This window comes from Mesoflavibacter zeaxanthinifaciens DSM 18436 (assembly GCF_000422365.1).
In the GTDB taxonomy this organism is placed as follows: Bacteria; Bacteroidota; Bacteroidia; order Flavobacteriales; family Flavobacteriaceae; genus Mesoflavibacter; species Mesoflavibacter zeaxanthinifaciens.
Genome location: NZ_AULQ01000010.1, coordinates 22,616 through 35,560, shown reverse-complemented (window position 1 = coordinate 35,560; position 12,945 = coordinate 22,616). Strand labels below are relative to the sequence as shown.

Here is a 12,945-nt window from a genome sequence, read left to right as displayed (position 1 = left end):
AAAAGCCTTATCAAATGATAAGGCTTTTGTACTGAAGGCGGGACTTGAACCCGCACGACCAAAACGGTCATTGGATTTTAAGTCCAACGTGTCTACCAATTCCACCACTTCAGCATCTTGGTATATTTTAAAGAAAGTATCAGAGCGAAAGACGGGATTTGAACCCGCGACCCTCACCTTGGCAAGGTGATGCTCTACCCCTGAGCTACTTTCGCAGTCTTTTTTAATGAACGAGCAATATTGCTATTGCGGATGCAAATTTAAAATATATTTACGATTTACAAAGCCTTTTTTTAAAAAAAATAAAAATAATTTTTACTTACTTCTTTTTCAGCAACATACGTTTAATCTCATTTAGCTTCATTAGTGCTTCCACTGGTGTTAAGGTATCAATATCTGTTTCTAAAATTTCTTCTTTAATATTTTCTAGCAGTGGATCGTCTAGGTTAAAAAAGCTTAATTGCATTTCATCTTGCATAGATTTAACCTTGTCTGTTAGCTCTTCGCTAGAATGGCTTTTCTCTAATTTCTTTAATATTTTATTAGCTCTGTGTAATACTTGTTGTGGCATTCCTGCCATCTTTGCAACATGTATCCCAAAACTATGTTCGCTACCTCCTTCTATTAATTTACGTAAGAATAATACATTATCTTTAAGCTCTTTAACCGAAACATTAAAGTTTTTAATACGGCTAAATGTTTCTGACATTTCATTTAACTCGTGATAATGCGTTGCAAAAAGGGTTTTAGGTTTTGCTGGATGTTCATGTAAATATTCGCTAATTGCCCAAGCTATTGAAATACCATCGTAAGTACTTGTACCGCGACCAATTTCGTCTAACAAGACTAAACTTCTATTTGAAATATTGTTAAGAATAGACGCTGTTTCATTCATTTCTACCATAAACGTAGATTCTCCCATAGAAATGTTATCACTGGCTCCAACACGTGTAAAAATCTTGTCTACAACACCAATTCTAGCTTCTTTTGCTGGCACAAAACTTCCTATTTGCGCTAGTAAAACAATTAAGGCAGTTTGACGTAATATTGCCGATTTACCAGACATATTTGGTCCAGTAATCATAATAATTTGTTGTGTTTCTCTGTCTAAAAATACTGAATTTGCAATATATGGTTCATCAATTGGTAGTTGTTTTTCTATTACTGGATGACGACCATCTTTAATCTCTAAGTCAAAAGAATCATCTAATTGTGGATACACATAATTATTTTGTGTCGCCAATTGTGAAAAACCGCACAAACAGTCTAACTGCCCAATTAAATAAGCATTTTGTTGTACTGGTTTTATGTATTGGTTCATCCATTGTACCAAATCTGCAAATAACTTCTGTTCGATTGTAAGAATACGCTCTTCTGCTCCTAAAATTTTAGCTTCGTATTCTTTTAATTCTTCAGTAATATAACGCTCTGCACTTACTAAGGTTTGCTTACGTATCCATTCTTCTGGCACTTTATCTTTATGTGTATTTCTTACTTCAATATAGTAACCAAATACGTTGTTAGATGCTATTTTTAGAGAAGTAATACCTGTACGTTCACTCTCTCGCTCTAACATCTTGTCTAAATAATCTTTCCCGGATGTAGATAGTGCTCTAAGTTCATCTAATTCAGAAGAAAATCCGTTTGCAATTGTATTTCCTTTTAAAACATTAACCGGCGCGTCTTCGTTTAAAGTTTCTTTTATCTTTTCGCGAAGCACATTACAGCTTTGTAAATTATCACCGATAATCTTTAAAGATTCGTTATCACAATTGGTTGCCAATGATTTTATTGGAACAATTGCTTCTAATGAGTTTTTTAGTTGAATAACCTCACGAGGACTTACCTTTTGCGTAGCAATTTTAGAAATTAAACGCTCTAAATCGCCTATGTTTTTTATATAATTTTGAATTTTATGTAAAACCGTTTCATTGTCCTTTAAATAAGAAACCACCTCATGACGTTGCTTAATTTTATCTGCATGTTTTAACGGTAATGCTAACCAACGTTTAAGCATACGTCCGCCCATAGCAGATATGGTCTTATCGATAACATTTAAAAGCGTTACAGCGTTGTTGTTGGTAGAATTATAAAGCTCTAAATTACGTATCGTAAACTTATCCATCCAGACATAATCGTCTTCGGCAATTCTTGCTATTGAAGTAATATGCTCTAGCTTATGATGTTGCGTTTCGGCTAAATAATGTAAGATAGAACCTGCTGCAATAATACCTTCTTTTAAATCTTCTACACCAAAACCTTTTAATGATTTTGTATCAAAATGTTTTAGCAAAGTTTCATTAGCAAAATCGGTTTGATATACCCAATCTTCAAGATTAAAGGTATGAAAATCACCTCCAAATACTTCTGTAAATTTGTTGCGTTTTGGTTTAGAAACCAAGACTTCACTCGGACTAAAATTTTGAAGTAACTTATCTATATATTCTGCATTACCTTGTGCGGTTAAAAATTCGCCCGTAGAGATGTCTAAAAATGAAATCCCTATGGATAATTTTCCAAAATAAACCGAACATAAAAAGTTGTTTGTTTTAGACTGAAGCACCTCATCATTTAAAGCTACACCAGGAGTTACCAACTCGGTTACACCTCGTTTTACAATGGTTTTTGTCTGTTTAGGATCTTCTAACTGGTCACAAATTGCAACACGTTCTCCAGCCTTTACCAGCTTAGGTAAATAGGTGTTTAATGAGTGATGCGGAAAACCTGCTAATTCTGTTTCACTATCACTTCCTGCGCCTCTTTTGGTTAAAATGATACCTAAAATTTCGGCTGTTTTAACAGCATCTTCTCCAAAAGTTTCATAAAAATCTCCAACTCTAAACAGTAATAAAGCATCAGGGTATTTCGCTTTTATAGCGTTGTACTGCTTCATTAATGGAGTTACTTTTTTGGTTTTAGATTTTGCTGCCAAAGGGAATATATTTTGATTTTGGTTTGATTGCGAATTTAATCAATTTACCAGATGCTATAAAACGATGTTTAAATTATTATTTAATTAACCAAAGAAGTATATCTATTTTTCTAAATTTGTCTAATAATCCTATAATTATTTATCATGAAAAAAATAATATTGTTAAGCTTCGCTTTAATCGGAATATTAACATTAAGTGTTGCTCAAACAGCAGAAAAAACAGAAACTGTTAAAGCAGCAACCAATACTAAAGGCGCAAAAATTGAATTTGAATCTAAAACAATAGACTATGGTACAATTGAAAATGGTGCAGATGGAAATAGAGAATTTAAATTTACAAATACAGGTGACACTCCATTAGTAATCACAAACGCCAAAGGATCTTGTGGTTGTACAGTACCAACTTGGCCAAGAACACCAATTGCGCCAGGAGAATCTGATGTTATTAAAGTACGTTACGCAACAAACAGAACTGGTGGTTTTTCTAAAACAGTTACATTAACTACAAATGCTGTTAACTCGGCTACTGTTAGATTAAGAATTAAAGGAACTGTTAAGCCAAAAGTTGAAGAAACGAAAGAAACAGAAACTAAAGAAGAGGTACATTAAACCTTATTTAAATACTTTTTATTAAAACTTCCTTTGAAAAAAGGAAGTTTTTTTTTGAATATTTGCAATATGAGAAAACTAAAAAACAGCGAACTAGACCGACTAAGTGTTGAAGATTTTAAACACTCTAAAAAAACACCTATTATTATTGTGTTAGACAATATTAGAAGTTTAAATAATATTGGTAGTGTATTTAGAACAAGTGATGCGTTTTTAGTTGAAAAAATTTATCTCTGCGGAATTACAGCTACGCCACCACATAAAGACATACATAAAACTGCATTGGGAAGTACAGAAACTGTTGATTGGGAATATGTAGAAAACACTATTGAATTAGTTGAAAAACTTAAAGCCGAAAATTGCAAAGTTTTAAGTGTAGAACAAGCCGAAAATGCAGTTATGCTAGACCAGTTTACACCAGAAGTAAATACTAAATACGCGTTAGTTTTTGGTAACGAAGTAAAAGGTGTCTCTCAAAAAGTAGTTAATACTAGTGATAATGTTATTGAAATACCGCAATATGGCACTAAACACTCTTTAAATATTAGCGTAAGTTGTGGCGTTGTAGTTTGGGATGTATTTAGTAAGTTGAAAGGTTTGAATGTTGAAAATTAAAGGTTTTCGACAACCTAACTTCTACTTAATGGGAATCCAAATTTCTTCCTTATTTACAGCTTGATTTGGGTTATAATCTGGACCAAGTCTTTCAAAATGTGGTCTGTTATCTATTTCAAATTCTGAATTTGGTAGCCAATTAAAATGAAGGTCTTGCCAAAAGTTTACAAACGCTTCTATAGTTCCTTCAAAATTTACTACTAAATATCTGCCAGGATCTATAGTTAAAGTTTTCATATGTTCTGGCACAGATTGTAAGTTATCTACCTCTAAACCTATCCATTTTTGAAACGTTTGATTAGGATTAAATTCTGAAATATTAAAACTTGAGTATTTATGAAGTGACAATTTAAAGTTGTCTTTTCTATGTGTTACTTCTTCAACTCTTGGCATAAATTGTCTTGCTAACTGACCAGTTATTTGATTAGTATTTAAAAAATTGGCAGTTGCACTTAAACCTACAATTAAAATTTTATCGGTCTTGACTATCTTGTACTCCATTATTTATTTCGTTTAAAAGCCATAAATAGTCTGCTCTATTTTTCACAAAATCTTTATCAGAAATATCAATAATTTTCACATTAAAATCTGACTGACTTTTTAAGAAATCTAAATAACCTGCATTAATTTTTTCTAAATAATCGTCTGCTATTTCGCTTTCGTATTTTCTACCTCTTTTTTTTATATTAGCCTGTAAACGCTCAGTATTTTGATATAAATACACATACAAATCAGGCTTTGCAATATCTTTATACATCAAATAAAATAACTTTCGGTATAATTTAAACTCGTCTGGTTGTAGCGTAATTTTTGAAAAAATTAAAGATTTAAACACGTCGTAATCGCTAACAATAAAATCTTTAAACAAATCTAGTTGACTTAAATCATCACTAATTTGCTGGTAGCGATCTGCCAAAAAAGACATCTCTAAAGTAAACGCGTAGCGATTTGGCTCTTTATAAAACTTTGGTAAAAACGGATTGTCTGCAAAACGCTCTAAAATTAATTTTGCATTAAAATCTGATGCAATTTGTGTTGACAAACTTGTTTTACCTGCGCCAATATTACCTTCAATAGCTATGTAGTTGTTTTTAGATAATTTATACTGCTTAATTGGGTTTTTTAGCCAGATATTATAAGGTTCTAAAACGGTTTGATCTTCGCAAGCTTCATAAAGTTGCTCAACTGTTTTTTCTAAAACTGGATGTTCTGTTTTAGCTGCAATTAGTTTTAAGGGTTCTAAAACAAATTTACGTTTATGAGCTTCTGGGTGAGGAATTACCAAGTTACTTTCATCTAAAATTTCATCTTCAAAAAAGATTATATCTAGATCGATTTCTCTAGACTCGTAACTTTCACTTTTTTTAGGTGTTCGACCTAATTTCACTTCAATGTCTTGAAGCGTTTTAAGTACTTTTTTAGGTGTTAGTTTTGTATTTACAACTATGCATGTATTTAAAAAATCATCGCCTTCAAAGCCCATTGCTTGACTTTGATAGACTTTTGAAATACTAATTATTGTGCCAATTTTTTCAAAAATAGCATCTACCGCAAGTTGTAAATTTTTAAACTTATCGCCTTTATTACTACCTAATGCTATGTATATGGTTTTAGAATCCTTCATAAATCTTTGACAAAATAACTAAAAGAAATTCACTTAGTCCTTATCTTTACACAAACTGTTAATAAGTTTTTATGACCTTAAAAGACAAACTAGCTGCTCAAAAAATCTACCTGTTTTTAGGTGCCTTATTTATAACCTCTTTGGTGGTTTCTAACCTAATTTTTCAGAAGTTTTTTTATTGGCATCCTTTTGATATTGAAATTTTTGGCGCTAAGTTATTTGAGATTTCTGTTGGTATTCTTCCTTACCCAATTACCTTTTTAATCACCGATTTAATTAGTGAAATTTATGGTAAAAAACGTGCAAACCAAATTGTAATTGCTGGTATTTTTGCTTCAATTTTTTCTTTATTAATAGTTTACACCGCCAATCTTGTTCCTGCTACAAGTTGGTCGCCTGTTAACAATTCTCTTTTTACCACAGTATTTGGCAACACTATTATTGCTGTATTTGCCAGTATGATGGCCTATTTATTAGCGCAACTTGTAGATATTCAGATTTATCACTTTTGGAAACGATTAACCAATGGAAAAATGCTTTGGCTGCGTAATAATTGCTCTACTTTTTTATCTCAGTTTGTAGACACCTTTTCAGTTTTATTTTTACTGTGTTCTTTTGGTGAAATTGGTTGGGATAAATTTGCTGGATTATTGATTAGCGGTTTTTTATTTAAGGTTTTTATAGCCATCATCGACACACCATTTTTGTACTTAGGTGTATATCTTTTTAGAAAGCGTTTTAAGCTTAAAGTTAACGAAGAGATAAATCTACTTTAAAAATGCTAAACTTATATTAAATCTAAGCTTATCAAGATCTTTTTACCTATTTTAATACGTAAATTCGTATGAAAATTCAACTTAAAAAGTTCTCATGAAGAAAAAGCTTAAAATTATCGGAATTTCATTTTTAATTCTACTTCTACTTTTAATAGCTAGTCCGTTTATTTTTCAAAGTCAAATAAAGGATATGGTTAAAAATTTCATTAACAACAATGTAAATGCAAAAGTTGAATTTAATGATGTAGACTTAAGTTTTATTAGAAGCTTCCCACAAGCTAATGTGACTTTAGACAACTTAGTTATCACCAATTTTGAGCCTTTTAAAAATGATACTTTAGCTAGAGTAAAACAGCTATCCTTAGATATGTCTGTTAAAGAACTTTTTAAAACCGCTAGCGAAGATCCAATTATAGTAAACAGCATAAATGTTGATGACGCCTTAATTAATTTAAAAACAAACAAAGATGGACAAGTAAATTGGGACATTGCAAAAGAAAACACCAACAATACATCACCTGACACTTCAAATAATGATGGTTTTGCTTTTGATATTGAAAATTACAGCATAAATAATAGTGCTTTTAATTATATAGATGAAAGCGCTAATACACTAATAAAAGTTACCAACATTAATCATACAGGTAACGGAACCTTTTCTGGAGACACTTCCGAATTAGACACAAAAACCGAAGCCAACGTAACTTTCAGCCTTGATAGCACAGAATATTTAAGCAATAATCTAATCAAACTTGATGCTTTAATAGATTTAGATATACCTAATCAAACCTATACATTTAAAGACAACGAAGGTTTTGTAAATGATTTACCTTTACAATTTAAAGGTTACGTAAAGCAACTTGAAGAAGGACAAGAGATTGATATTTCTTTTGAAAATCCTGGCTCTTCATTTAAAGAGTTTTTAGCAGTTATCCCAAAGACCTATGCTAAAAACTTAGACAACGTTAATACTACAGGAAACTTTAAAGTAAACGGAGTTATTAAAGGAAAAGTAACTGAAGAAACCATACCTACTTTAGATATTAATATTCTATCTGATAATGCATCTTTTAAATTTGCAGATCTACCAAAACGAGTAGAAAACATTAATATTAACGCACAAATAAAAAATGAAACTGGTTTAGTAGACGATACTTACGTTAACTTAAATGCGCTTAATTTTAAAATAGACCAAGATGTTTTTAAGAGTTCGGCTACTATAAAAAATCTAACGACTAACATGTTAGTAAACGCTAATATTGATGGTGTTTTAAATTTAGCTAATATTACAAAAGCGTACCCAATTGAACTTGAGAATGAATTAAAAGGTATTTTAAAAGCTAAATTAAATACCAGTTTTGATATGAATGCTATCGAAACTAATGCATACGAACGCATTAAAAACAACGGTATGGTTAGCGTTAGTGGATTTGAGTTTTCTTCAGCAGATATTGTAAATCCAATTAATATAAGCAACGCAGAAGTTAATTTTAATCCTGGCACCATAAAACTAGATAAATTTAATGCAACAACAGGACAGTCTGATTTAAACGCAACAGGTACCATAAATAATTTACTTAGCTTTTTATTAAGTGATAAAAAGCTAAAAGGAGATTTTAATGTCAACTCAAACAAATTTGTAGTTAGCGACTTTATGATAGAAGGCGGTAGCGAAGCACCTGTAAATCAAAGTACAGAACCAGATACTGCATTAAAAATCCCAGAATTTTTAGATTGTAATGTAACAGCAAATGCAACTACTGTAGTTTATGACAATCTTACTCTAAAAAACGTAAAAGGAAGCTTAAATATAGCTGATGGTAAAGCGCAGTTAAACAATATGACTTCAAGTATTTTTGATGGTAATTTAAGCTTAAACGGTTTAGTGGACACCACAAAAGAGCAGTCTACATTTAAGATGCAACTTGGTGCTTCTAACTTTAATATTTCAGAATCATTTAATGGCTTGGATATGTTACAAGCGTTAGCGCCTATCGCTAAAGCTTTAGAAGGAAAACTTAACAGCTCTATTGATATTTCTGGTACATTAGGTCAAGATTTTACACCTATTTTAAATACAATTTCGGGTGACGCTTTCGCGGAATTATTAACTGGAGAATTTAAGCCTAAAAACGAACAGCTATTTACAGCTTTAGAAAACAAATTAAGCTTTTTAGACTTTAGTAAGCTTAATTTAAAAGACCTTACCGCAAAATTATCTTTTAATAATGGTCAAGTCAATGTACAACCGTTTGATATAAAATATAAGGACATAAAAATGACAATTGGCGGATCGCATTCTTTTAGCAACACAATGAACTATCAAGTAGTTATTGATGTACCTGCAAAGTATTTAGGAAGCGATGTAAACGCACTAATAAATAAAATTAACGATCCTGCAGTAAACAATATTACAATACCTGTAACCGCATCTGTTTCTGGTAACACAACAAAACCGCAAGTGTCTACAGACTTAACTAGCGGTGTAAAAACATTAACACAGCAGTTAGTCGAAATTCAAAAACAAAAATTAATAAACCAAGGTAAAGGCAAGCTTAATGATGCTATTGGTAACATTTTAAACAACAACAATCAAAGTAGTGACAGTACATCAACCACTACTAACAATCCTGTAAAAGATGTTATTGGCGGACTTCTAGGCGGAAACAAACCAAAAGACTCGACAAAAACAGATTCTACAAAAACTAAAAATAATGTAAAAGACGTGTTAGGAGGACTTTTTGGAAAAAAGAAGAAATCTGATTAATTCTTTTAAAAACTTCGCAACAAAACACCTAAAAAACTGTTAAATATTAGGAATTGTCGAATATTCTGTTAGATTGAAAATGTTAAACATTAAACTACATTGAATGCGACAATTAAAAATTACGAAACAAGTTACCAATCGCGAATCTAAATCACTTGACAAATACCTACAAGACATAAGTAAACTTCCTATGGTTACTGCTGAAGAAGAAGTAGAATTAGCCAAGAAAATTAGAGAAGGATGTCAAAAATCTTTAGACAAATTAACCACTGCTAACTTACGTTTTGTTGTTTCTGTTGCCAAACAATATCAAAATCAAGGCTTAAAACTTCCAGATCTAATTAACGAAGGAAATGCAGGTTTAGTAAAAGCAGCTAAACGTTTTGACGAAACTAGAGGTTTTAAATTTATTTCTTATGCTGTTTGGTGGATTAGACAAGCTATTCTTTCTGCTTTAGCAGAACAATCAAGAATTGTTAGGTTACCACTTAACAAAATTGGAAGTATTAATAAAATAAGAAAAGTAACATCTCATTTAGAGCAAGCTAATCAAAGACCGCCAAGTGCAGCAGAAATTGCTAAAGAGTTAGACTTAACCATAAGTGATGTAAAACAATCTATGCGTATCTCTAGCAGACACGTATCTATGGATGCACCGCTAAAAGAAGGCGAAGATTATAGCCTTTATGATTTAGTAAAATCTGGAGAATCTCCAAACCCTGATAATCAACTAATGCATGAATCTTTAAATATTGAAATTGAACGTGCATTAGAAACTTTAACACCAAGAGAAAGTGATGTAATTAGATTAAATTTCGGTTTAGGTAATCAACCAGCAATGACATTAGATGAGATTGGAAGAACCTTTGATCTTACAAGAGAACGCGTTAGGCAAATTAGAGAAAAAGGTATAAGACGGTTACGTCAAACATCAAAAAGTAAGATTTTAAAGACCTATTTAGGTTAAAAAACTAAAATAAAACATTAATAATTTGAATAATCCTAATATTTGAGGGATATTCGCAAAAGATTTAAAATACTGATATGTTAAGAATAGAAATTAAAGAAGGCGAAAACATAGAACGCGCCTTAAAACGTTACAAGCGTAAACACAGAAATATTAAAGTAATGCAAAACTTAAGAGACAAGCAATACTTTACAAAACCTTCTGTAACAAGAAGAAAACAAGTTCAAAAAGCAGCTTACATTCAAAGCTTAAGAGATGCTGAAGAAGTATAGAACTGAACATATATAATAAAAAAGCCAAGTGTAACACTTGGCTTTTTTTTATGACTAAAAATCTTTTTGATTTACCTCAAAGTTATTATTTAAAAGTTGAGACATCACTTTTGGATTAGAATTGATATAAAATTTTAAATCTGGTTTAACATCCGCTATATTAAGCAAGTTTAACTGTTTTAAAATAGCTTTTGTCTGTCTAGCAACAGCTTCACCAGAGTCTATTATTTTTATATGCTTAGGAAGCATTTTTAAAAGTTGTGGTATTAAATATGGATAATGTGTACAACCTAACACCAAATAATCGATATTAGCATTTAGCATTGGCTTTAAATAAATTTTTAAAAGCGCTTTCATCTCTTCCGAATTAATATTCCCGCTTTCAATTAATTGCACAATACCTTCTCCTTCTTGTTCTATTACTTCTATTCCATTAGAATACAATTGTGAGGTGTTAAAAAAAAGCTCACTACTTAAAGTGCCTTTTGTTGCTAAAATACCAATAGCTTTTGTTTGCGTTTGCAATGCTGCAGGTTTAATTGCTGGCTCTATACCTATAAAAGGCACATCATATTTTTTTCTTAAATGTTTAATGGCATTTGTTGTTGCTGTATTACATGCTACAACAATTATTTTGGAATTTTGATTTAATAAATACTCGGTGTTTTTTTCTGATAATGCTATAATAGCATCTTTTCCTTTAGGCCCATAAGGTGCATTTGCACTATCTGCAAGGTAAATAGTGTTTTCGTAAGGTAATAAAGCGTGTATTTCTTTCCAAATAGAAGTACCACCAACTCCAGAATCAAAAATACCAATAGGCTGTTTACTCATAAAAAATTATAGTATAAAAAAAGCTGTCTAAATTTAGACAGCTTTATTGTATTTTAAAAGAGATTTTAATTAAAATCCTAATTCTTTTTGAACGTCTTGTAATAAGTTTTTACCTTCTGCCATGATTACTCCTGAACCTTGAGAAGAATCTAATACATAATCAAAACCTTGTGCTTTTGCTACTTTTAAAATAGCTGCTTTAGCCTTTTTTGTAATTGGCTCTAAAAGATCTAATTCTTTTTGTTGTAATTGTTGTTGTGCATTAGCTTGAAATTGTCTAATATTCTGTTGCATACCTGCTAACTCTTCACCTCTTTTTTGGTTATCTTCATTAGTTTTTGTTGCAGCTTCTGCTTCGTATTGTTGAGCTTTTGTTTTATACTCATTCATCATTTCTTGAATGTCAGTTTCAAACGTTTTACCCATTTGTTCCATTTCTGCTTGTGCAGTTTTCATCTCTGGCATTGAAGTTACAAGCTCTCCAACATTAATATGCGCTACTTTTGATTGAGCATTAGTAAAACTTGTTGCTCCTATAAATAATGCTGCAGCGAATAAAAGTGATTTAATTTGTTTCATTTTTAATAGTATTTGTGTTATAAATTATTAGTGTTTATATGAGAGTTTGTTGTTAACTAAACTCTTTTTTTTTTTAGATTATTTATCTTCTTTATTATTTTCGTCTCCATCAAAAGATGGGTTTTCTTCGTCTTTAGTTTCTTGTCTAGCTTTTAATTTTTCTTCTCTTGCTTTTGCACGTTCTTCTATAAGCTTTTGTCTCTTCTCTTGTGCTGCTTTTTTCTTAGCTTCTCTTGCTTCTAATATTTCTTGTCTGCGTTTTTCTGCAGCAGCTTCTCTTGCTGCTCTTTTTTCGTCTAACGCTTTTTGTCTAGCTTCTTGAGAGTCATTAATCTCTTCTACAACTTCTTCTTCTTTTGCTTCTTTACGCTCTTTTCTGTTTGTTGCTTGTTTACGTTTTGATGCTCTTGTAATTGTTCTTATTACTAAGTCGCTAATATCAAAACGTTCTGCTGAATATAGCATAACAACATCTGCAGATTTATCAAAAACAAAATCGTATTTTTTATTTGCTGCTATGTCTTGTACTGCTTGAAAAATTTGGTCTTGTACTGGTTGCATTAACTGCTTTTTTTGAATCATCAAATCACCATTAGGACCAAAGCGTTTTTGTTGATAATCTAATATTTCTTTTTCTTCAAATAAAATATCTTCTTCACGCTCTTCTATTAACTCTTTTGTTAATAATGCTTTTTCGTTATTAAGTGCCTCGCGTTTTTGCTTTACAGTATTTAATCGACCTTCAATTTCAGTTTTCCATTTTTGTACTTTAGACTCTAATTGCTTAGTAGCTTCGGTATATTCTGGAACATTTTCTAAAATATATTCAGTATCTATATAACCTATTCTTACGCCACGTTGTGCATTTGCTTGAAAGGACACACTTAATATGAACAATACTAAAAGAACTTTAAATTTCATGTTGGATTTATTTAGTTTTTAATTTAAACTTAGCCGCCAAATTATTTGT

12 protein-coding genes and 2 tRNA genes are annotated in these 12,945 nt (G+C 31.2%); 6 read left to right on the top strand and 8 right to left on the bottom strand.

Annotated features, from left to right (window positions below; all coding sequences use genetic code 11):
* Nucleotides 1-29: 29 nt before the first annotated feature.
* The 3 genes from H574_RS0110270 to mutS form a co-directional block, all read right to left on the bottom strand.
* Nucleotides 30-114, bottom strand: a tRNA-Leu gene (locus H574_RS0110270).
* Nucleotides 115-143: 29 nt separating this feature from the next.
* Nucleotides 144-215: transfer RNA gene (locus tag H574_RS0110265), tRNA-Gly, on the bottom strand.
* A gap of 104 nt (nucleotides 216-319) precedes the next feature.
* Nucleotides 320-2,893, bottom strand: a complete 2,574-nt coding sequence (gene mutS / locus H574_RS0110260; RefSeq protein ID WP_036227558.1) for a DNA mismatch repair protein MutS — start codon at nucleotides 2,891-2,893, stop codon at nucleotides 320-322.
* Between the two features lie 183 nt (nucleotides 2,894-3,076).
* Between mutS and H574_RS0110255 the strand changes: the two genes are divergently transcribed.
* Together H574_RS0110255 and H574_RS0110250 are read left to right on the top strand one after the other, a co-directional pair.
* Complete coding sequence (locus H574_RS0110255; protein ID WP_027880493.1) at nucleotides 3,077-3,541, top strand: DUF1573 domain-containing protein; 465 nt, start codon at nucleotides 3,077-3,079, stop codon at nucleotides 3,539-3,541.
* Nucleotides 3,542-3,610: 69 nt separating this feature from the next.
* Complete coding sequence (locus tag H574_RS0110250; protein WP_027880492.1) at nucleotides 3,611-4,156, top strand: RNA methyltransferase; 546 nt, start codon at nucleotides 3,611-3,613, stop codon at nucleotides 4,154-4,156.
* Nucleotides 4,157-4,177: 21 nt separating this feature from the next.
* Here the strand turns inward: H574_RS0110250 and H574_RS0110245 are convergent, their stop codons facing one another.
* Nucleotides 4,178-4,657, bottom strand: coding sequence for a GyrI-like domain-containing protein (locus tag H574_RS0110245; protein WP_027880491.1), 480 nt, complete (start codon nucleotides 4,655-4,657; stop codon nucleotides 4,178-4,180).
* Complete coding sequence (folK, locus tag H574_RS0110240) at nucleotides 4,629-5,780, bottom strand: 2-amino-4-hydroxy-6-hydroxymethyldihydropteridine diphosphokinase (RefSeq protein WP_027880490.1); 1,152 nt, start codon at nucleotides 5,778-5,780, stop codon at nucleotides 4,629-4,631. The genes H574_RS0110245 and folK overlap by 29 nt, the downstream gene beginning before the upstream one ends.
* A gap of 71 nt (nucleotides 5,781-5,851) precedes the next feature.
* Between folK and H574_RS0110235 the strand changes: the two genes are divergently transcribed.
* The 4 genes from H574_RS0110235 (at nucleotide 5,852) to rpsU (ending at nucleotide 10,562) form a co-directional block, all read left to right on the top strand.
* Nucleotides 5,852-6,556: a queuosine precursor transporter gene (locus H574_RS0110235; RefSeq protein ID WP_027880489.1), complete on the top strand. Its 705-nt coding sequence runs from the start codon at nucleotides 5,852-5,854 to the stop codon at nucleotides 6,554-6,556.
* Nucleotides 6,557-6,650: 94 nt separating this feature from the next.
* On the top strand, nucleotides 6,651-9,323 hold the full coding sequence (locus tag H574_RS0110230) for an AsmA family protein (protein WP_027880488.1): 2,673 nt from the start codon (nucleotides 6,651-6,653) through the stop codon (nucleotides 9,321-9,323).
* Nucleotides 9,324-9,426: 103 nt separating this feature from the next.
* Nucleotides 9,427-10,290, top strand: coding sequence for a sigma-70 family RNA polymerase sigma factor (locus H574_RS0110225; protein WP_027880487.1), 864 nt, complete (start codon nucleotides 9,427-9,429; stop codon nucleotides 10,288-10,290).
* Nucleotides 10,291-10,367: 77 nt separating this feature from the next.
* A complete protein-coding gene (gene rpsU, locus H574_RS0110220) occupies nucleotides 10,368-10,562 on the top strand; it encodes a 30S ribosomal protein S21 (protein ID WP_027880486.1) in 195 nt (64 codons plus the stop codon).
* 54 nt (nucleotides 10,563-10,616) lie between these two features.
* Here the strand turns inward: rpsU and murI are convergent, their stop codons facing one another.
* The 3 genes from murI to H574_RS14155 all read right to left on the bottom strand — a co-directional run bounded on the left by murI (nucleotide 10,617) and on the right by H574_RS14155 (nucleotide 12,896).
* Complete coding sequence (gene murI, locus H574_RS0110215) at nucleotides 10,617-11,396, bottom strand: glutamate racemase (RefSeq protein WP_027880485.1); 780 nt, start codon at nucleotides 11,394-11,396, stop codon at nucleotides 10,617-10,619.
* A gap of 69 nt (nucleotides 11,397-11,465) precedes the next feature.
* The gene (locus H574_RS0110210) at nucleotides 11,466-11,975 is read right to left on the bottom strand and encodes an OmpH/Skp family outer membrane protein (RefSeq protein ID WP_027880484.1); all 510 of its coding nucleotides are present in this window, start codon (nucleotides 11,973-11,975) and stop codon (nucleotides 11,466-11,468) included.
* Nucleotides 11,976-12,053: 78 nt separating this feature from the next.
* Nucleotides 12,054-12,896 (bottom strand): OmpH/Skp family outer membrane protein, encoded by an 843-nt coding sequence (locus H574_RS14155; RefSeq protein WP_036227547.1) that lies wholly within the window; start codon nucleotides 12,894-12,896, stop codon nucleotides 12,054-12,056.
* Between the last annotated feature and the right edge of the window lie 49 nt (nucleotides 12,897-12,945).